Origin of the sequence: Bacillus smithii (genome assembly GCF_001050115.1) — a bacterium.
Classification (GTDB): domain Bacteria; phylum Bacillota; class Bacilli; order Bacillales; family DSM-4216; genus Bacillus_O; species Bacillus_O smithii.
In genome coordinates this window covers 3,020,857-3,039,230 of the sequence record NZ_CP012024.1, presented here as the reverse complement: position 1 = coordinate 3,039,230, position 18,374 = coordinate 3,020,857, and the positions used below count along the sequence as shown (strand labels likewise).

Annotated in this window: 15 protein-coding genes, 1 pseudogene and 3 riboswitches; of the genes and pseudogenes, 6 read left to right on the top strand and 10 right to left on the bottom strand. The window is 41.9% G+C overall.

Translation table 11 applies throughout. From position 1 onward, the window contains the following. Nucleotides 1-354: 354 nt before the first annotated feature. Nucleotides 355-642 carry a co-chaperone GroES gene (gene groES / locus BSM4216_RS14200; protein ID WP_003354042.1) on the top strand — a complete coding sequence of 96 codons (288 nt, stop codon included), beginning with the start codon at nt 355-357 and terminating at the stop codon, nt 640-642. Nucleotides 643-692: 50 nt separating this feature from the next. Next, on the top strand, nt 693-2,315 hold the full coding sequence (gene groL, locus BSM4216_RS14195) for a chaperonin GroEL (RefSeq protein WP_003354043.1): 1,623 nt from the start codon (nt 693-695) through the stop codon (nt 2,313-2,315). A gap of 77 nt (nt 2,316-2,392) precedes the next feature. On the opposite strand, the pseudogene BSM4216_RS14190 reads toward groL, so the two are convergent. Further along, nucleotides 2,393-2,623, bottom strand: a pseudogene (locus BSM4216_RS14190) (tyrosine-type recombinase/integrase); the annotation flags it as partial. 219 nt (nt 2,624-2,842) lie between these two features. Here BSM4216_RS14190 and BSM4216_RS14185 point away from each other — a divergent pair. Then, nucleotides 2,843-4,009 (top strand): IS256 family transposase, encoded by a 1,167-nt coding sequence (locus BSM4216_RS14185; protein WP_048622577.1) that lies wholly within the window; start codon nt 2,843-2,845, stop codon nt 4,007-4,009. 757 nt (nt 4,010-4,766) lie between these two features. On the opposite strand, the gene BSM4216_RS14180 is transcribed toward BSM4216_RS14185, so the two are convergent. The 8 genes from BSM4216_RS14180 to BSM4216_RS14145 form a co-directional block, all read right to left on the bottom strand. Then, nucleotides 4,767-5,702, bottom strand: a complete 936-nt coding sequence (locus tag BSM4216_RS14180; RefSeq protein WP_048624547.1) for a thermonuclease family protein — start codon at nt 5,700-5,702, stop codon at nt 4,767-4,769. Between the two features lie 372 nt (nt 5,703-6,074). Beyond that, entirely contained in the window at nt 6,075-6,344 is a 270-nt protein-coding gene (locus tag BSM4216_RS14175; protein WP_048624133.1) for an excalibur calcium-binding domain-containing protein, read from the bottom strand. A 498-nt stretch (nt 6,345-6,842) separates the two neighbouring features. Then, entirely contained in the window at nt 6,843-7,211 is a 369-nt protein-coding gene (locus BSM4216_RS14170) for a response regulator (RefSeq protein ID WP_082142351.1), read from the bottom strand. Nucleotides 7,212-7,292: 81 nt separating this feature from the next. Further along, a riboswitch (cyclic di-GMP riboswitch) is annotated at nt 7,293-7,383 on the bottom strand. 859 nt (nt 7,384-8,242) lie between these two features. Next, nucleotides 8,243-8,776, bottom strand: a complete 534-nt coding sequence (locus BSM4216_RS14165; RefSeq protein WP_003354048.1) for a 1,2-dihydroxy-3-keto-5-methylthiopentene dioxygenase — start codon at nt 8,774-8,776, stop codon at nt 8,243-8,245. A gap of 39 nt (nt 8,777-8,815) precedes the next feature. Then, the gene (locus BSM4216_RS14160; protein ID WP_048624132.1) at nt 8,816-9,439 is read right to left on the bottom strand and encodes a methylthioribulose 1-phosphate dehydratase; all 624 of its coding nucleotides are present in this window, start codon (nt 9,437-9,439) and stop codon (nt 8,816-8,818) included. Continuing rightward, on the bottom strand, nt 9,436-10,095 hold the full coding sequence (gene mtnX / locus BSM4216_RS14155; protein ID WP_048624131.1) for a 2-hydroxy-3-keto-5-methylthiopentenyl-1-phosphate phosphatase: 660 nt from the start codon (nt 10,093-10,095) through the stop codon (nt 9,436-9,438). Before mtnX ends, BSM4216_RS14160 begins: the two co-directional genes overlap by 4 nt. Beyond that, a complete protein-coding gene (gene mtnW / locus BSM4216_RS14150; protein WP_048624130.1) occupies nt 10,092-11,333 on the bottom strand; it encodes a 2,3-diketo-5-methylthiopentyl-1-phosphate enolase in 1,242 nt (413 codons plus the stop codon). Before mtnW ends, mtnX begins: the two co-directional genes overlap by 4 nt. Before the next feature lie 66 nt (nt 11,334-11,399). Next, a riboswitch (SAM riboswitch) is annotated at nt 11,400-11,507 on the bottom strand. Nucleotides 11,508-11,594: 87 nt separating this feature from the next. Then, nucleotides 11,595-12,782 carry a pyridoxal phosphate-dependent aminotransferase gene (locus BSM4216_RS14145; protein ID WP_048624129.1) on the bottom strand — a complete coding sequence of 396 codons (1,188 nt, stop codon included), beginning with the start codon at nt 12,780-12,782 and terminating at the stop codon, nt 11,595-11,597. A 97-nt stretch (nt 12,783-12,879) separates the two neighbouring features. On the opposite strand from BSM4216_RS14145, the gene BSM4216_RS14140 reads away from it, so the two are divergent. The 3 genes from BSM4216_RS14140 to mtnA all read left to right on the top strand — a co-directional run bounded on the left by BSM4216_RS14140 (nt 12,880) and on the right by mtnA (nt 16,947). Beyond that, nucleotides 12,880-13,683 (top strand): carbon-nitrogen family hydrolase, encoded by an 804-nt coding sequence (locus tag BSM4216_RS14140; protein WP_048624128.1) that lies wholly within the window; start codon nt 12,880-12,882, stop codon nt 13,681-13,683. Between the two features lie 104 nt (nt 13,684-13,787). Continuing rightward, nucleotides 13,788-13,946: riboswitch (SAM riboswitch) on the top strand. A 716-nt stretch (nt 13,947-14,662) separates the two neighbouring features. After that, a complete protein-coding gene (gene mtnK / locus BSM4216_RS14135) occupies nt 14,663-15,865 on the top strand; it encodes an S-methyl-5-thioribose kinase (protein WP_048624127.1) in 1,203 nt (400 codons plus the stop codon). A gap of 17 nt (nt 15,866-15,882) precedes the next feature. Beyond that, a complete protein-coding gene (mtnA, locus tag BSM4216_RS14130; RefSeq protein WP_048624126.1) occupies nt 15,883-16,947 on the top strand; it encodes an S-methyl-5-thioribose-1-phosphate isomerase in 1,065 nt (354 codons plus the stop codon). A gap of 190 nt (nt 16,948-17,137) precedes the next feature. Here the strand turns inward: mtnA and hmpA are convergent, their stop codons facing one another. Next, nucleotides 17,138-18,358, bottom strand: a complete 1,221-nt coding sequence (gene hmpA, locus BSM4216_RS14125) for an NO-inducible flavohemoprotein (RefSeq protein ID WP_048624125.1) — start codon at nt 18,356-18,358, stop codon at nt 17,138-17,140. Nucleotides 18,359-18,374 lie beyond the last annotated feature (16 nt).

The following is an 18,374-nucleotide window of genomic DNA, read 5'->3' as shown; positions in this document are numbered from 1 at the left end:
GGAGTAACCCTCTTTTTCATGTTATTTGCTTATTAACTACCGCGCTTTCGCTTGGTGGCCCCCTCATTTGTTGAGCGTTCTAACGTTCCCTCAACAAATGAGGGGGTTAAATTTTGCCCACAATAATTTTACTCATACAAATACAGGAATAAAACTGTGGCCAGGGAGAAGATAACATCGGGCATTTTCCCCTCGCGCGGATAAGAGAATTCTGGCGAAAAATCTCGAATAAAATTTTTTGCATCATACTTGCAAAAGAAAGGGGTTTTATTTATTATTATTAATGTGTTAGCACTCGGGTGAATAGAGTGCTAACAATATAAATTACATATGAAAACAAGGAGGTTGTTTCACTTGTTAAAACCACTGGGTGATCGCGTCGTAATTGAATTAGTTGAAACGGAAGAAAAAACTGCAAGCGGCATTGTATTGCCAGATACGGCAAAAGAAAAGCCACAAGAAGGCAAAGTGATCGCAGTTGGAACAGGCCGCGTTCTTGACAGCGGTGAACGCGTTGCACCAGAAGTGTCTGTTGGCGACCGCATCATCTTTTCTAAATATGCTGGTACAGAAGTGAAATACCAAGGTACAGAATACTTAATCCTTCGCGAAAGCGATATTTTAGCAGTGATTGGAGAATAATAACGATTTTTATCATAATGACAATATTTTAACTAAGGGGGTTTTACAAAATGGCTAAAGATATTAAATTCAGCGAAGATGCTCGCCGTGCGATGCTCCGCGGTGTAGATAAACTAGCGGATGCAGTAAAGGTGACTCTTGGACCAAAAGGACGCAACGTGGTTCTTGAGAAAAAATTCGGATCTCCTTTAATTACGAACGATGGGGTTACCATTGCGAAAGAAATCGAATTGGAAGATCCATTCGAAAATATGGGAGCTAAATTAGTTGCTGAAGTAGCCAGCAAAACGAACGATATTGCTGGGGACGGTACTACGACTGCAACTGTACTTGCTCAAGCCATGATCCGTGAAGGATTGAAAAACGTAACAGCCGGTGCAAACCCTGTCGGCATCCGCAAAGGAATTGAAAAAGCGGTTCAAGTGGCTGTTGAAGAATTAAAAGCCATTTCAAAACCAATCAAAGGAAGAGAATCCATTGCTCAAGTTGCTGCTATTTCTTCTGCTGATGAAGAAGTTGGCGAATTGATCGCAGAAGCAATGGAACGCGTTGGCAACGACGGTGTTATCACGATTGAAGAATCCAAAGGTTTCACGACAGAATTAGATGTCGTAGAAGGTATGCAATTTGACCGTGGCTACGCTTCTCCATACATGGTAACAGATTCTGACAAAATGGAAGCTGTTCTGGAAAACCCATATATCTTAATCACTGATAAGAAAATCTCTAACATCCAAGAAATCCTTCCTGTTCTTGAACAAGTTGTACAACAAGGCAAACCGCTTCTTTTGATCGCTGAAGACGTTGAAGGGGAAGCTCTTGCAACACTTGTTGTAAACAAATTACGCGGTACATTCAACGCAGTTGCTGTAAAAGCTCCTGGATTTGGTGATCGTCGTAAAGCAATGCTTGAAGACATTGCTATTTTAACTGGCGGTGAAGTGATTACAGAAGATTTAGGATTAGATCTTAAATCTGCGACTATTGCTCAATTAGGTCGTGCTGGAAAAGTTGTAGTAACGAAAGAAAATACAACGATCGTAGAAGGAGCTGGCGAATCCAGCAAAATTGCTGCTCGCGTAAATCAAATCCGCGCTCAATTAGAAGAAACAACTTCTGAATTCGATCGTGAAAAACTTCAAGAACGTCTTGCTAAATTAGCAGGCGGAGTGGCTGTGATCAAAGTGGGTGCTGCCACTGAAACAGAATTAAAAGAACGCAAACTTCGCATTGAAGACGCTCTGAACGCTACTCGTGCAGCTGTAGAAGAAGGAATCGTTTCCGGCGGTGGTACTGCACTAGTGAACGTTTACAATAAAGTCGCTGCTATTGAAGCAGAAGGCGACGTAGCGACTGGTGTGAAAATCGTTCTTCGCGCATTAGAAGAACCAATCCGCCAAATCGCACAAAACGCTGGTCTTGAAGGATCTGTCATTGTAGAACGCTTGAAAAAAGAAGAAGTCGGAATCGGCTTCAACGCTGCTACTGGCGAATGGGTAAACATGATCGACGCTGGTATCGTAGACCCAACAAAAGTAACTCGTTCCGCACTTCAAAACGCAGCATCTGTTGCCGCTATGTTCTTAACAACAGAAGCTGTTGTAGCTGACATCCCAGAAGAAAACAAAGGCGGATCAATGCCTGACATGGGCGGAATGGGCGGAATGATGTAATAAACATCAAAAAACCCTTATATATCAAGGGAAGAAGGCTGTTTCGGCAGCCTTCTTTTTTTATAATCACAAATCACTCACATTTTTTGCGAATTTGTAATATTTAGGACGCTTCTGAAGTGGATTTTTATTTTTTCTGAAGCATTCTTTTTCATTTTTTCCGTAACGTGCATATAAATTTTCATGACTGTTTCCTTGTCATCATGTCCAACATGTTTCATGATTGTTGGAAGATCCACTCCGGCTTCGGCCAACACTGAAATATGTGTATATCTGAAAATGTGTGGAGTAGCATGTTTCTTAATATTTTATAAATCATTTTTTTCTGAAAAATCTTTTAAATGCATTTTGATAAACAATAAACTTAAGTTTATCCTTAAATAAAGGAGGTCAACTAAAGTTAATGTCTAAAATCGATTTAAGCGATGATGTATAAAATTTTGTGTCAAGCATTTAGTTAGACCAAAAGAAAAAGGTAGGGTATTCTCTGATTTGACCAATCATCTAGAGAAAGGAGTACCCTACCTATGTCTAAGAGTATATCGAATATAGATTGGATGAATCAACTGGAAAACGTTATTCGTGAGTTTGTAAAGGAAAAATTAGAGCTGATCATGAAGGAAGAAATCCAGACTTTCCTCGAAATGGAACAAGAGGGAACGTCGAATAGAAGAAACGGCTATTACCATCGAAACCTAGACACGCAGTATGGTCGTATCGAAGGACTTTCTGTTCCAAGAGACCGAAAGGGGGAATTTCAAACGCAGCTGTTCACCCCTTACCAACGCCATACGGGCTGGCTCGAGGAAGCCATCATCAAGATGTATCAAAGTGGTATGAGTACGCGTGAAATTGGCAAGTTTATTGAACGAATTTTAGGCAAGGCCTATTCTCCTTCAACGATCAGTCGTATGACCGATATCGTGAAAGAAGACATTGAGAAATGGCACAAACGTCCCCTGAACAAACGTTATTCTGTCTTATATTTAGACGGATTGTATGTAAAACTTCGTCGCGATACCGTGGAGAAAGAAGTGATTTATGTGGTGTTGGGGGTCAACGAAGAAGGATATCGCGAAATTCTTGATTTTTTCGTAGGAGGACAGGAGAGTGCCTATGGATGGCAAGAGATTCTTCAACAGCTCTACAAAAGAGGCGTACAGGAAGTGCTTCTGGGCGTATTTGATGGCCTTCCGGGGCTAGAGGAAGCCTTTAAGGCTGTTTATCCGAAAGCCGATGTGCAGCGCTGTGTCGTTCACAAAGTACGTAATACCTTAAATCGTGTTCGGAAAAAAGATCAATTTGAAGTGGCAGAGGATCTCAAACTGATTTATCGCGCACCGAATAAGGAGATTGCGTTACAGATGTTTCAACAGTTTGAGTCGAAATGGTCGAACAAGTATCCGAGAGAAGTTCAATCTTGGGCCAATGAGTTGGATGTCCTCCTTACATTTATGGATTATCCAAGCAGTATTCGAAGTGTGATTTACACGACCAATGCCATTGAACGAACGATCAAAGAGATTCGGAAACGTCTAAAGCCGATGAACAGTTTGAGTAGTTTAGAAGCCGCTGAAAAAGTCGTGTATTTGACCATCCAAGATTTTAATGAGAAATGGGCAGGACGAAAATTACGAGGATTTGCTGAAGCCTATGAAACCCTTCAACAAATGTTTGAAAAACGTTATAACTAACCAAATATTGTAAACGAACAAAATAAAGGGATTCTCCCTTTCCACACAGGAGACTGAATATTCAGTCTCCTGTGTAGAGGAAATCGAACCCCTATCCATTCCAAATCCATTTCAGAGATACCCTATCTATCTTACATAACACAAAATTCTTGACGGTACCAATTGGCCTTTCTATATATCTAATATTTGAAATGAATAAGAAAAAATAATTAAATCAGAACATAACAATTTTGCTTTAATAAATTTGTTGTCCTTGATACCAAGAGATGGCGTTATATACTTGCAACAGTAGAGAAAATGGTAAAATCACTGAGAATTAACAACCGTGGTTGGTATTGGAGTATATTAGGGAAAATGATTAGTTGTGTTAGAAGTTATATTCTAATCAGGTGAATGCTGCTCGTATCGCAGAAGTTTTTTTAGTTCTCGACTAGCATTCAAAAAGATTGACGATCCTTGATATGCTTTTCAGCAGTGCTGGACAGAAATTGTAGAATCTCCTTATACCCATTGCAACAAACTATCAATTTTGGTGCCTTTTTGGTGCCGATTTATAAATTTTAGAGGTTTCTCGTAAGCCTCACCCTCACCAAACTTTTGGCAAACCTCTTTTTACGATCATCCTTAAGAGATAATTGGCGTCGCTGACCTGCTATTGGTTCAGGAGGAGTATTTGGTAGATACACAGATTCTTTATCACCTTTTTTATTTTTGCGGGACTTACAGAGAAAAAAGAAAAGCCCCCGAGAGGGCTATCTTAATTTCTTTCACACGCATAATTGTCGTGATCTCTATCTAATTTAGGTTGATAAGCTGGATGACCAGCGGGAACTCCATCTGGATAGACTTTTCTAAGTTCAGTACAATTTGCAAAATCTGTTTGGCCAGTACTTGGTGTTGTTGCAGAAGGAGCAGTTGGTTGTGTATTGGCGTTGTTATTAGAGCTAGAGCTTGATCCAACGCTTGTATGAGAACTTTGTGTTGAATGTGTTGAGTGTGACGTGTGATGACTTGCGGTTTGATCGGCTGCACAACCATTGAATCCTTTGTCCGTCACATAGCCTGGTTCTGACCATATATTTAAGTGCTTGTTTTGAGCTGCTTTTTCATCATTTTCATATGTTGATAGATATTTGTACGGCGGGTCGTATATGTATGCAACACGGGCATATCCTTCTTTCAACAGTTCTTCTTGTACAGATTTACCGTCAACAAACACATATGCAAGTAGACGTCCGTATTTATCTCTTTCGCTGCCCTTGTCAAATTCAAGGGACAGATTGCCGCTATTTACTAATTCACGGTTTCTTTCTGCTGCAGCCTTAGCGTACGGTTGAACACATGTGCCAGGCTTTTTCGATTCTGGCGTATCAACAAGTAAATAGCGAACCGTTTCTTCTTTGCCTTTGTAGTTAACTTTGATGGTATCACCGTCTACAGTTTCAATGAGAGTAACTGGAATTAAGTTTTTATTCGTATCATCATAAGATGATGACTTTAATGACGGGGTAGAAACTGGTGTACGTTTTTCTTTGGAAACATTATGTTCTTTAGTAGTTTTGCTATCATCTGATTTTTGTTTCGTCTCAGTAGAAGCAACTTCTGTTTTATTTGGATGGGATTTGTCTTTCTCAAGATCTGGTGCATTTGACGCAAAAACTACAGATAGAACCAATAAAACAATTGATGCTATGGAGAGTTGCTTCCAAGCCCGATTTCGTTTGATTCCAAAAATAATTGTGGCAATTAAAGCCGCAAGGAACGCAACTATAAAAAATACTGCTAATGTATTGAATGGTTCCTTTAGCGAAAACCATAAAAGCGTTAATAAAGAACCGAAAAGAAAAGTGGATATCGAGATGGATTTTTTATTTTTTTGACTCAATAAGCCAATGCCTGCTACCATGGCTATAATCCCGATAACTCCCAAAATATTAATAAATAACCATTTAATGACTATTATTGCTAGAGATAATAAAACTAGCAATAGTACGATCCCCAAGCAGCCTGCTATAATATTGGGCATTGAATAACACCCCTAACTGAAAGATTTTGGATACAGAATTTATCTTTCACACGCGATAAAATCGTGATCCCGATCCAATTTTTTGTTTGCATCATATAAAGCTTGTGAAACATATGGCTTATAGCGCGTTTTTCCACCCTTGTTTTTTACGCTTGCAGAACGGGCAACTCCACCTTTGTATACTTTGTTCATTTCTGTGCAGTTTTTGAACGTTTTGGTTTTGACTGCTGCCTCTGTATCGTGGCTGGAATAAACAGAAAATCCTAAAATCAAACAACCAGAAGCTAAGATTCCAAACCATTTTTTCATGATGATTCCCCCTAAAGTAAATTTTGTATGTGAATTATAAAGGTTATCATAGCCGTTTCATTATTTACTTTTAAAGGGCAGGCCTCGAGAAAAGAGCTATCTTGGATAACACTCAAGCAAAGTTAATGAGTGTTTTAACAACATGATCTGATAAAAGTACTTAATTAGCACGGTCGTTATTGGAATGAAATAGCCTTTTCTCGTACATGAATTCATCTCCAATAGACCTATGAATATAGTACTAGATAACATGCAAAAAAATAAATCTTCAAGATAAGCTCATCGAATACTAATGGATCCGGTCTTTTCCCAGTTACCATGTCTGCTCATTACGCTGGAATGGAGGGCAGCACGCCTAGCAAGTTCTCATTTATTCCAAATTATTATTATCTTAATTTTACGATTTTTTCAATATACAATTCCAATTTTACCATGTTTTTATTTTGGAAAAAATAAAATGGCTAGTAAAGCAAATAGAGGGAAAGTTTTCTTTTCGATTTAACTAGTAATTTTCTTCAAAATGGGAATTAATTCTTGAAAGAAAGGCTTCACAATAAAGTCAGTGGCACCTAGCTTAAGAGCTTCCATGATCAAAGTTTTTTGTCCCATGGAGGAGCATATGACAACTTTGGCTTTCGGATTATGCTTTTTGATTTCATTTAAAGCGTCTAATCCATTTTTATAAGGCATGATGATGTCAAGCAATACAACATCAGGACGAACTTTTTGATAGAGTGTAATGGCTTCACAACCGTTGGAAGCCTCAGCCACAACCTTGAAGTTGTCATTGGACAAAAGTTGTTTTAAATGATTCCTCATAAACTGAGAGTCATCCGCAATAAGGACAGTTGTAAACGTTTTTTTCAATTGAATCCAATCCTTTCCTAAAATTTAGGCAAATATTAAGAAAGGAATTGCAGTTTTGAACAAGATTTATCAAGAATAAATCTTGGCAGCCCGGCTACCATGACAATCTATAGATTGTTTTAGGCCCGTGGCTTTGCGTCTTTTACTTTCGTAAAATTTGCCCAATCATATCATAACATATCGAATTTTGTCGATAAAGTTTTGTACTTTATAATAAAATGTTTACTTTTACGTCAAGAATAGCAAAGAGCAGATGGAAATGAAAAAGAGGAAATCGTATAAAACGTGATTGTAGCGGCAGCAAAAGCAGAAGAACATGAAAAAAGAGGAGTCTCGCTGCAGCGAACAGCATTCAGAAGAGATATAATTTACAACACTTATGCTCATCATGTATAATAGTATTGAGTAATTCCATATGATAATAAAAAATGAAGGTGCAGCAACACCTTCGACTATACAATAGACGGTTCCCTTCAAGGGGGATCGACAAGGCAGAAAGAATCCATAATCCACCCGGTCTCGTTAACTCAAGGGTGGATTATTTTCTTTGGTGATATGACAGTATCGAAACAATGAGACTTGCGAAAGTGAGTGCAAACATCAATGCTTGAAATACCGTCATCGGCATCACCCCCTCTCTTTTAGGGGTAAAATGCCGACCACCCTTGAGCTTTTCCCGTAGCTATTGTATTTCTATTATATCACGTGTTTATTTTTTTTCATAGATTATTACGAACGTTTGTTCCTTTTTTACCAAGTTAATGATTTGATTTCGCGATTTTTGCATGTGATGAATTGCTTTTTTTAATGATGGCAAGGGGTTCAATAGAAAGTTGTATTGGTAAAAAATAGATAGTACAAGGGGAAGCAGTGGAGAGTAAATATCTTTTGCTAAGTAATATGGATAGTCGCTTTTTCCTATTTCGATTGAAATATAAGAAATGCCTTTTACTAGAATGTCGAGGGCTTTGTCACTGTTAATTCATAACAACACCCCTCTTCTGATTTAGTAGAAGAGGGGTGAGGGGATATTAGGCGTTGGTTTCTTCTTTTTCGTAAATCGGCACCCAGCCTTCAGTTGTGACAAAAATGCGTATGGCGACAACGCGACGATCTTCTTGCAGTGTAAAATAGTGGCGCGTATTTTCGGGAACGGAAATTAAATCGCTCGGCTCTAACTCGACGTCAAAAAACTTTCCGTCTTTTCCTTGAATCACAAAGATTCCGTGGCCGCTGACAATAAAGCGGACTTCGTCATCTGTGTGATGGTGTTCACGCTTGAAATTTGTGAGCAATTCATCCAAGTTCGGTGTATTTTCAGATAAAGAAATGACATCTTGCGCTTTATAGCCGCGACGTTCGGAAATATCCGCAATTTCCTCTTTAAACGTTTCTAAAATTTCATTTTTTTCTTCTTCCGTAAGCAAATATTTCTCACGCAAATGTTCCGGGAGTTTGGTAATATCCCATTTTTCGTAAATAACGCCTTGCTCGTCTAAAAATTGGATTACTTCTTCTTCCTTTGTAATTCTTTCATTTGTTTCATGTAAACGAATCGTTGCCATTTTTCTTCCTCCTTTATTTTTGCTTATCCCTTTTGTGCTTTAAAGCGAAAGTGGGGTCAGGCACCTTAATTTGATATGATAACTGAATAAAAATTCATATGCTTCCAAATATTTTTTCGCTTCAAATGCGGTGCGCCCCCATACGGTAATGCCGTGATTGCGAATGAGGACGGCGCCTGCATCGTCATGCACATGCCGGGCGAATTCTTTCGCCAGCGTTGGAATATGAGCGTGATTTTTGATGATTGGAATGCGAATCACAGCGTCTTCTTCCCAAAGTCCGAACGCTTTTATAATTTCTTGATTGCTAAATTCCACTTCTCCAATGTCACCGTATAATTCAGAAATGACATTATTATCGATGGTATGGACATGGAGGCCGCAGCCTGCATTGGTTCTGTTATAAATTTCCACATGCAAAAGCGTTTCCGCTGAAGGTTTTAAATGGGTCTCTTCAGCCGGATGGCCAAGCGCATCTACGAGAAGGAAGTCTTCATCGGTTTGCTTTCGTTTATCTTTTCCGCTCGCGGTAACAAGAAAGTGGAGAGGATCATCGGAAACTTTAATCGATAAGTTCCCGCTTGTTGCAAAAAACCAATCGCGCTCGGCCAACTCCGCTTTCACATCGGCAAGTTCCTTCCATTTTTTCTCAAGTTCACTCATGCTCCCACCTCCAGCTTCACAAACACCTCCACTACATCAAAAAACGTGTTGAACGGTGAATGGGAAATGCCTAGTTTCTTGCACTTTTCCAGTAAAAAGTCGCGAGCAATGACATGGTCCGCTAATTTTGCCACAGCTAAATCCGTAATGGAATCTCCTATGACGATATGGAATCCATCCGGTTTTGAGTGCTTCCGCAGCAGCGACGGCTTGCAACAGCCGCAACCGTTTTGGCAATGTTCATCACACGAATAAGGCCAAACAATTTGAATGGTTTCATTGCTAAAATCTGAACCGTTGCAAAAAATGCGTTCTTTTTCGATAAGCCCTTCCAGAATCGGATAGACGAAAAAATCAATGCCGCCGCTCACTACATAGAGCGGAATGTCGTGTTGTCTTGTAAAATCGACAAATTCCCGAAAGCCGTCGCGAATACGGGCCGTTTGTAAAACGTAGTCCGTAATCTCTTCTTTCAATTCGGAAGAAAGGAGGGAAAACATGTTTCCGACACCTTCTTGAACGGTCAGCCGCTCCGCCAATATATCGTCTTTTAGCATTTCCCATTCCGGAGGAGCAAACTGTTTCATAATCGCAGCGATATTATCTTGGGTGGTAATGGTTCCGTCGAAATCGCAAAAAATGATTGGTTTTGTCATACTGCCACCTCGTGCGCGCCCCATAAATCAATAGCTTTTTTCAACTCTTTATGGTCTTTGGCAGCTTCTTCCAGAGTTTTTCCTGCCAGCACGGCCTCAATCGCTGCACGGAATGCTTTTCCGCCGCCTTCAGCTCCATCCGGATGGCCGTGTATTCCGCCGCCGGCATTAATGACGCTATCGATTCCAAAATCGCGAATTAAAAGCGGCACTAGACCTGGATGGATACCCGCAGATGGAACCGGGAAAGATCGTTTCCAATGCTCATCTTCTTTCGTCAACTCGTCGGCAATGCCGAGCGCTTCACTTCGATCAAGGGCGACGCTTCCATATGGCGATGGGAAAAGAGCAAAATCGGCTCCGGCTAATCGAAGCAATTTTCCAAGCAAGAGCGGGCTTTTGATGCCATAAAACTCTGATGGTGTAAGTGCACCGCTGACAGCTGGATGGGCCATAATCGGAATGGCAATGTCTTCATCTTCGCGCAAGCCTTGCAATACGTCTAATCCATAAGCGAACACGTTAAAAAGAATCACATCGGCACCGATTTCCGCCGCGCGTTTTGCTTTTTCTTTTAACTCGAATGTTTTGCCCGTTAAATTGACCGCATACAACGTTTTCTTTCCTGTTTTTTCGTATACGTCGTTCAGCACGGCTTTCCCGTTGGCGATTCGCTTTTCAAACGGAGTTAAGTCGTTTTCGAACAAAATTTCGTCGTCTTTCACGAGATCGACTCCGCCGAGGGCTTGTTGTTTTAACTGCTCCGACAAATAATCTAAATCACGCCCGATGACTCCTTTAAAAATACTCATGAGAAGCGGACGATGATCGGCGCCGACTTTTTGGCGAATTCCGTCTATTCCGAAGCGCGGACCGGGAAACTGTTTTTTTAATTCTTCAGAAAAAGCAAGATCGACCAGTTTCACTTCGCCATCGAGCGACAGCTTGCCGAATACGGTTGTTAAAATCGCCGGTAAATCGGCGCTGAAATTGAGGCTTGGATACGCAATGCGGACAAGTCCTCGCTTCACACGTTTGCCCAGATACTCATTGACTCGCTCGTCCTCTTCCAACGGTGTGACGCTCTCGACTTCTCCTTTATGCTTCTGCAATTGTTCTTTTTGCAGCTGCGGCAAATTGGTCCAAGAACCAACCGTGAGGCCAAGAGCAATTCCTTCTGCTTTTTTCTCCAAATCTTTCTCATCGTGAATAAGATAGGTGGCAATGACTTGGCTCATGTTCATCCCTCTTTCTAAGTTCAATAAAAAAACCTCTTCATAAGAAGAGGCTAGAGGTTCACACTCTTCTTATCTCTCAGCATATCGCTGCAAGAATTAGCACCGTGCTTAACGATTGTTAAGTCGGTTGCCGGGCTTCATAGGGCTCGTCCCTCCACCTGCTCTTGATAAGAATGCTTGAATCATGTATTGACTTTTCAAAATTTTCTTAGTATCGGTAAATTTGATTTGTATTATGACAGGAATTTTTATCGGTGTCAATCATTTTTTTGCGACATGGAAAAGACCAAGCTTCGCAATACGTTGGACAGCTTCTTCCAGCCGTTCTTCCCTCGTTAATAAACCGACGCGCACATACCCTTCTCCGTGTTTTCCAAATCCGATTCCAGGAGCAACCGCCACATGCGCTTTCTCGAGTAGAAAATCAGAAAATTGCTCTGATGTCCAGCCGTTCGGTACAGGAAGCCACGCAAAAAATGAGCCAGCAGGAGGCGTGACATCCCAACCGATTTGCGAAAGAGCACGAATAAACGTATTCCGTCTCGACTCGTATAGCGAAACAAGCTTTTTCACGCTCTCTTGTGAAGAAAGAAGCGCACAAGCCGCTGCCTCTTGAATCGCACCAAACAAGCTGACGTATAAATGGTCTTGAAGCAAGTTAATCGCTGCGATGACACTTTCATTTCCAACTGCGGCTCCCACTCGCCAGCCGGCCATATTAAAGGTTTTCGAGAACGTATATATTTCTATGCCGACGTCTTTAGCCCCTTCTGCTTGGAGGAAACTGACCGGTTTTTTGCCGTCAAATCCGATTGCCCCGTAGGCGAAATCATGCACGACGCAAATATCGTGTTTTGCGGCAAACGAAACGGTATCCATAAAAAATTCTTTCGATGCCGCCGCTCCGGTAGGGTTATTTGGATAGTTTAAAAACATTAATTTTGCTTTTTCTGCCACGTCCTTTGAGACTTCGTTGTAATCCGGCAAAAAATGGTTTTGAGCGCGAAGCGGCATCATCGCCATTTCGGCTTGTGCCAAAGCGACACCCGACCAATAATCCGGATATCCCGGATCAGGAACGAGAACAAGATCACCCGGATTCAGCAAACAGGTCGGAATTTCCACAAGTCCTGCTTTTCCTCCAAATAAAACCGCCACTTCTTTTTCCGGATCCAGTTTCACCCCATATTCACGTTCATAAAAGGCCGCGACCGCTTCTTTAAAAAACGAATAGCCGCGGAACGGCGAATATTTATGATAACGGGGATTGGCGACTGCCTTTTGCATCGCCTCCACAATATGGGATGGCGTCGGCTGATCCGGATTCCCTTGACCGAGGTTAATGACATCATGTCCTTGGGCTTTCACGTTTTCCACTTTGGCGACAAGAGACGCAAAAAACTGTTTTGGCAGTTTCTGCAGCAGTTCCGATTGTGCGAAATGTTTCATCGTTTACACCTACTCAAAATTTTCTTGAAATTCTAGTCAAACATCATATATCGTAAAAATCAAATTGTAAAGTCAAAATTTTTTGAGGTGAATGATTATGACATTCAAAATTGCTTGTCTTCAACTGGATATTGCTTTTGGCGCTCCGCTGGAAAATCGACAGCTTGTTCAAAACGAAGTAGAAAAAATAGCCGCTCAACACCCTGACATCATCGTTCTTCCGGAATTATGGACAACGGGCTATGATTTAACGCGTCTGGATGAAATTGCGGATAAGGAAGGCGAAGAAACAAAAGCATTCATTAGTGAGCTTGCGCGTCGTCATCGCATCCACATTGTCGCCGGTTCCATCGCCAAAAAAACAAATGATGGAACGACGAATACGATGTACGTGGCCGATCGAAACGGCGATATTGTAGGCGAATACAGCAAACTGCATCTTTTCCAACTGATGGATGAACATCTTTATTTGCGATCCGGAGATACACCAGGATTATTTACACTTGAAAATACATTATGTGCCGGTGTGATTTGCTACGACATTCGTTTTCCGGAATGGATTCGCGTACATGCCTTGCAAGGAGCAGAAGTGTTGTTTGTCGTTGCCGAATGGCCGTTGCCGCGTCTGTCTCATTGGCGTACGTTGCTTCAAGCGCGTGCCATTGAAAATCAATGTTATGTTGTCGCCTGTAATCGCGCCGGCCGCGACCCGAATAATACGTTCGCCGGACATTCGCTTATCATCGATCCGTGGGGGGAAATTCTTGCGGAAGCAAAAGAAGATCCTTGCTCCCTCATAGCTGAAATCGATTTGCAAAAAGTCAAAGAAGTACGTGAGCAAATCCCGATTTTTAGCGACCGTCGTCCGGAACATTACAGAACAAATGAAAAAATTTTTTAAAAAAGGATTGACAATCACTCGAACTTCGATGTATGATTTCACTCAAATGAGAATCCGCCAATAATTAAAGCAATAACGAAAATTCGAATAATAGCTGATCAATACTCTTATCAAGAGTTGGCTGAGGGAATTGGCCCAATGAAGCCCAGCAACCGACCGTAATACTATCGTGAGATAGGGCGCAGAAAAGCGCCGGAAGGAATCTTCCGCAAGGCACGGTGCTAAGTCCAACAGAGAGAGTCATTCTTTCTGAAAGATAAGAGGTGAGAAGAAGAATCTTCAAGCCTCTTTCGATAAACGAGAGAGGCTTTTTATGTGCGCCCGGCATGTACATGAACTATAGGGTGTAAGTCCCGAACCCCGAAGACAGAAGTAGAGGTTAGCCAAGAGCAAGGGTGTCCGTGGTGACGCGGAATCTGAAGGAAGCTGGAGGCAAAACACCGGTCCGAGGAACACGAACCTCATATAAGGCTAGGTATGATTGAGTGAGTTTGCATAACAAAACAAAGCTCTTTCTGTCGAAGGTCATATCGAGTAAATGAGGCGGATAGATGGTGTGAAAGTGCATGTACTTACCCGGGGAGGTCTGGCGGATATGTGAAGTACTCTTCATAACCTACTTAGTGATAAGTAGCTGAACCGTCAGAAGTCAGCAGAGGTCATAGTATTAGTTGGTCTAGAACAACTAAGAAGGACCGAACAATTAAGAGAGAATAGCCCTTGGTATTCAGTGAGTCATGATGAACACAGAAAACGTAGTACCTCACTTGAGGGAGGAAGCGGTGAATCCCGTGGGAGACCTCTTGGAGGGTGGAGTGACCACTGGCATAAAGAGAACAGCTATTCACGGAAGTTATAAAGACTTGCGTCAATTATCTTAATTGAACCGCCGTATACGGAACCGTACGTACGGTGGTGTGAGAGGACGGGAGTTAATCGCTCCCTCCTACTCGATTTTTTCCAAAGGAGGCGTTCCTACATGGCCGTTTCAAATCCATCCGCTTACGAACCATTAACAGAAAAAGACGCGATTTCTCTTGCCGTTCGATTGCGCTTATTTTCAGAAGAAGCCCAGCTGGTATGCCGGGAAATTGGCGATGGAAATTTAAATCTCGTTTTCCGTATCGTTGACCAAAAAACAGGCAAAGGAGTGATTTTCAAACAAGCGCTGCCGTACGCGAAAGTCGTTGGTGAAAGCTGGCCTCTTACGTTAAAGCGTGCGACCATAGAAAGCAATGCGTTGCGTACATTTGCCGGCTTCGTTCCGGAATACGTTCCGGAAGTGTACCATTCCGACGAATCTCTTGCCATTACCGTCATGGAGGATTTATCTCATTTACAAATTGCTCGAAAAGGGCTTATAGAAGGAAAAACGTATCCGCTTTTGTCACGGCACATCGGTGAATACGTAGCCAAAACGTTATTTTATACGTCTGACTTCGGGATGAATCAACAAGAGAAAAAACAGCTTCTTCAAAGTTTTATCAACCCTGAACTATGCAAAATCACGGAAGATCTTGTCTTTACCGATCCGTTCTTTGATTATGATACAAACGATTTTGAAGAGGAGCTGCGTGAAGATGCAAAAGCGCTTTGGAACGATGATGAGCTTCATCTTGAAGTGGCAAAATTAAAGCGAAAGTTTTTAACAGAAGGGGATGCGCTGATTCACGGCGATTTACATACCGGCAGTATTTTTTGCAGCGATAAAGAGACAAAAGTGATTGATCCGGAATTCGCCTTTTACGGTCCTTTTGGTTTTGATCTCGGTCAATTTATCGCTAATTTGCTGCTGAATGCGCTGTCCCGTCCGCAACAAGACCAAGAGTTTTTATTTGACCATATCGAAAACACTTGGGAAGTATTTGCAAGCGTATTTTCCGACCTTTGGGAGCAGCACAATGTCGAGCCTTACGCCAAGACATCGAAGTTATTGCAGGACGTTTTGCACCATACATTTGTCGATGCGATTGGATTTGCCGGATGCGAAGTGATTCGCCGCACCATCGGTTTAGCACATGTCGCTGACCTTGACGGTATTGAAGACAAAGAGGAACGTCTTCGTGCGAAACGCCGTGCCCTTCGTCTCGGACGCAGCCTTATTTTACAGCGACATTCGCTCAATGACATTCAAGAAGTTCGTCCGCTTTTCCTACAGGCATCATTGACACCGACTAACTAAACGAAAGGAAGACAGCTATGACTGAACGATTCATGATTCCGCGTTCGGTTGAATGGAACGATACGCATATCACAATTTTAAATCAGCAAAAGTTGCCGGAGGAGACTGAATATTTAGAATTAAAGGAAATTGAAGATGTATGGGATGCCATTTCAACCTTGAAAGTTCGAGGGGCTCCTGCGATCGGCATGACGGCTGCCTACGGGCTTGCTCTTGCGGCTCAACGTTACGAGGCAAGTTCGATGGCTGAATTTAAACAACAGCTTCAAAAAGACATCGACTATTTAGCCAGCTCGCGGCCTACGGCGGTTAACTTGTTTTGGGCGCTGAACCGTCTTGCATCAAGCATTGAAGACGCCATTTCTGTCAACGAAGCGAAAACGATGCTCGTTCATGAAGCGATTCGCATCCAAGTGGCGGATGAAGACGTATGCCGCCGCATCGGAGAGCATGCATTGTCGCTTTTTAAAGACGGCGACCGCATCTTAACGATTTGCAACGCCGGTTCCCTTGCAACGGCTCGCTACGGTACGGCGCTTGCTCCGTTTTATCTAGCCAAAGAAAAAGGAGTTCATCTTCAAGTATTTGCCTCAGAAACGCGCCCGGTTTTGCAAGGAGCAAGACTCACCACGTGGGAGCTCATGCAAGCCGGTGTGGATGTTACGCTTATCACGGATAATATGGCGGCGCAGACGATTTACGCCAAAAACATTTCGGCCGTCATCGTCGGTGCGGACCGAATTGCCGCTAACGGAGATACCGCTAATAAAATCGGAACATTTGGACTGGCTTTACTGGCACAATCGTTCGGCATTCCATTTTACGTCGCGGCGCCATTATCCACGATTGATTTAGAAACCAAAACGGGAAGAGATATTCCGATTGAAGAACGGAATCCGGAAGAAGTTACCCATATCGCAGGCAAACGCATTGCTCCTGAAGGGGTGGAAGTCTACAATCCGGCTTTTGATGTCACCCCCCACGAACTGATTACAGCGATTATTACCGAAAATGGAATCATTGGCGAAAACTATGAAGCAGAATTGCCGGCATTATTTGAGAAGAGCGAACAAGTGGGATGAGGAGATTAAAAAGAGAGACAAAGTTTGGTGGAGAACTCAATCTAATCATGATGACCAAACTTGTTGTTTTCAACAAAGGGCATAGAAAGAAGTCCCTTTCCATCTCTGAAAAACAGGAGGGAGAGGGACTTCTTATAAGTCTTACAAAGCAGACCACTGCACCCCGATACCGAAGTTTAATCAGCCTGCCTTATTTTTCTCCTAAAATAGCGATCGGACTGAATGCTTCAAAATGGATGTGCTCATTCGGAATTCCCCATTGTTGCAACGCCGATTGAATGTTTTTCATAAAAGGAATCGGTCCGCAGAAATAAAAAACGGATTCTTTTGATGGAACGATAGATTGTAGAAAGTCTAAATCAATGTACCCTTCTTTATCGAATTTTTTAGAGTTCCGATCTTCTTTTGTTGGTGAATCATAGCATACATATGATTTGATGTTTGGGTGACTTTTTTCTAATTGATTCACATGGTCTTTAAAAGCGTGTGTTTGGCTGTTGGCTGTTGCGTGTACAAATGTAACCTGACGTTGTGACTTACTTTCTGCAATGGAATTTAACATGCTAAGTAATGGCGTAATGCCAATTCCTCCGCTAATCAGAACTACAGGTAAATCACTGTCATCGAGCACAAAGTCTCCAGCAGGAGCAGAAAATTGAAGAGTATCTCCAACTTGGACTTGTTTATGTAAATAATTCGATACAATTCCTGGTGGAGCATCCCCATGTGCATCTTCACGTTTTACACTGATTCGGTAATAGTTTTTTCCAGGTGAATCAGAAAGACTGTAATGACGAATATGCGTATATTTTTCTCCAGGAATTTCAGCTTTTATAGTTAGATATTGCCCAGGTTTATAGGTAGGGATTGCTTTACCGTCCTTCGGCTTTAAATAAAAAGAAGTTACGGCATCCGTTTCTTTTACCTTTTGATCCACTAAAAAGCTTCGATAGCCGCTCCATCCACCAGGCTGATGATCTGTTTCTTCGTAGAGTTTTTTTTCAATGTCAATGAATGCATCTGCAATATAGTCATAAGCTTTTTTCCATGCATCGAGAACTTCATCCGTGACGGCATCACCCAGAACTTCTTTTACACCTTGCATCAACGCTTCGCCTACAAGTGGATACTGCTCAGGTTTAATCCCTATGGCGCGATGTTTCTCTGTAACCCTTGTGATCACTGGCTTGATAGCATCTAGATTGGTAATGTGTTCCCCAGCAGCATAGACAGCGTAACCTAATGCTTCCTGCTGAATTCCTCTTTTTTGATTGGTTTGATTAAAAATATTGTACAAGTCAGGAGCTTTTGAGAATAGGATTTGGTAAAATCTTTTTCCAATTTCTTTACTGTGTTTTTTTAGAACCGGTGCAGTGGATTGTACGATTTCAATAGTTTTAGCATCAAGCAAGTGAAGTCCTCCTATT